Source organism: Sporomusa sp., from assembly GCF_057736855.1.
Genome location: NZ_JBYKYF010000169.1, coordinates 1 through 2,413, shown reverse-complemented (window position 1 = coordinate 2,413; position 2,413 = coordinate 1). Strand labels below are relative to the sequence as shown.

Sequence of the window (2,413 nt, the reverse complement as noted above, 5' to 3'; positions counted from 1 at the left end):
TTTATCTTGGTTTTCAGAGTAATAAGCAAGAAGTGCATTAATAGCACTTGAAAATAATATAATGCTGCCGGTTCGCAGTATGTTATCTAACACAGAGTTAAACTTGGCAGGCAAAATGTTTTGCAATGCTAGATAAGCACCGATAAGCACAATTAAATTTCTGATTGGCATGCGAATCGTATTGAGAAACGACTCCTCGTGACTGTCTTGGTTGCGATGAACAAGTTTAAGAATGTAATGAAAGATATAATTAGTAAACAGATTTTGAAATACCCAAAAAACTAGAAAAATTAACATCGAGATCGTTACCTTGGATAAGTAGGAGTAATCGGTAATCAGTGCCAGTACAGTATACAATTGCTCCGGTATTGGTATGCCAGCAAACTCCATCATTTTTCCCCTCTCTTGTGTTGCTTAAACGATAAGAGCCGTAATCCATGGTATAACCAAGTATTACGGCCATTGTGATTTACAACCGAAATAATATTATATTCTTACGATTCATTATAAGAGTTTTACCTTATTTTTTCAAGGCATTTGCTGGTAACCACAACTGCGGCCGAAAGCTGCTTTAGCAGTAAATAGGTAGCTATTTATGTTGTTTTAGCAAGAAAATTCTCTAATATGTGATTCCCTTTCGGCGTCAGAATAGACTCCGGATGGAATTGTACGCCTTCTACTTCAAACTGCCGGTGCCTAATTCCCATAATCAAATCATCCTGCGTGAAAGCAGTAATTTCCAGACAGTCAGGCAGACTTTTTTTGTCAACAATCAGCGAATGGTATCTACCAGCAATAAATGGCTGGGGTAAATTATGGTAAATACCTTTTCCCCGGTGAATGATATATTCTGCTTTACCGTGCACCAGCTGTGGAGCCCGAACAACCTGACCACCAAATACTTCAGCAATCGCCTGATGTCCAAGGCAAATTCCCAATATCGGGATTTTTCCAGCAAAATGAGCAATAACTGCTTTGCTAATTCCCGCATTTGCCGGGGTGCCGGGCCCAGGGGAGATAATAATCCCGCGATACCCTGCCGCTGCGATTTGTTCAACAGTAGTCATGTCATTTCTAATGACCGTTACCGGATAACCTAGTGCCGCTACATACTGATATACATTATAGGTAAACGAATCATAATTATCCAATAACAGAATCATAGCATCGGTACCTCCTCCAGCAGTTGCATTAGCACCCGGGCTTTATGCAGAATTTCCTGGTACTCCATTTCCGGTTTAGAATCTGCAACAATCCCTGCACCTGTTCGAATCGTCACCTGTTGTCTGTCAATCATCAGCGTACGAATGGTTATACACATATCCATATTACCTCTAAAGTCAAAGTAACCAACTGCCCCGGCATAAGGTCCGCGAATATCTCCCTCCAATTCCTGAATAATTTCCATGGCCCGCACTTTGGGCGCACCGCTTACAGTACCTGCCGGAAAACATGCTGTCAGCACATCTACTGCCGAAAACTCTGGAGCAAGCTGTCCTGATATTTCTGACACAATATGCATAACATGGGAATACTTTTCCACTTCCATCAATCGTTCAATATGCACGGTTCCCGGTAGACTAATCCGGCCAAGATCATTACGTCCAAGATCCACAAGCATAGCATGCTCAGCCCGTTCTTTGATATCAGCCAGCAGTTCCGCGGTCAACCGTTCGTCTTCAGCCAGGTTCTCACCTCGGCGTCGCGTTCCGGCAATGGGACAAGCCAATACCTTTTTATCTTCAAGCTTAACGAGTCGCTCTGGAGATGCGCCGACAAGCTGCCGTTCACCAAAATTGATATAAAACATATACGGTGAGGGATTGGCCTGCCGTAACCGTCGGTACAACGCAAACGGTGGTCTGGTTAATTTGTATGAAAAAGGTCGTGACAGTACAACCTGAAATATTTCTCCTGCTGCAATATACTCTTTGGCCTTCTCCACCATTGACAGATATTTTTGTTTTCCTAAAGTTTCTGCCTCCACAATACTCAGCTCAGATACCTCTGCCTGACTGTCCGGCAATAACTCATATTCGGGTAACAACATAGGTTGTTTGAGTATAGCTGCCAATTCTGTCAACTCTTGCACGGCCTGCTCATATTCGTCAGCGACCTGACTGTCCGGCGAAACGGGTACCAAATTTATCAGTCGGGTAGAATGAGTCAAATGATCCATAGCAAGAATATATTTACAGACCATTTGCTCGATCAGCGGCAATGTTTCTGGAATATGCAAACCACAAACCCGTTCCCAGGTTGCGACAGCCTCATACGCAGTATATCCTACTGCCCCTCCAATAAATGGCGGCAATTCTGCCAGGTCAGGCATAGAGAACTTTTTCAAAAAATCTTTGAACACCAGATGTGGTTTTCCGAACGCCTGAGTTGAACAATCGCCGAGTATTATGTC

General features: G+C 43.3%; 3 protein-coding genes. All 3 read right to left on the bottom strand.

Features of this window, described 5'->3' with window-relative positions:
- Window positions 1–393: hypothetical protein (locus AC29Z1_RS11400; RefSeq protein ID WP_488271583.1), on the bottom strand; the 393-nt coding region annotated here is incomplete at its 3' end.
- A gap of 200 nt (window positions 394–593) precedes the next feature.
- Window positions 594–1,163, bottom strand: a complete 570-nt coding sequence (locus tag AC29Z1_RS11395; RefSeq protein WP_488271582.1) for an anthranilate synthase component II — start codon at window positions 1,161–1,163, stop codon at window positions 594–596.
- A partial coding sequence (locus AC29Z1_RS11390) for an anthranilate synthase component I family protein (RefSeq protein ID WP_488271581.1) occupies window positions 1,160–2,413 on the bottom strand: 1,254 nt, incomplete at its 5' end. The genes AC29Z1_RS11395 and AC29Z1_RS11390, both read right to left, overlap by 4 nt.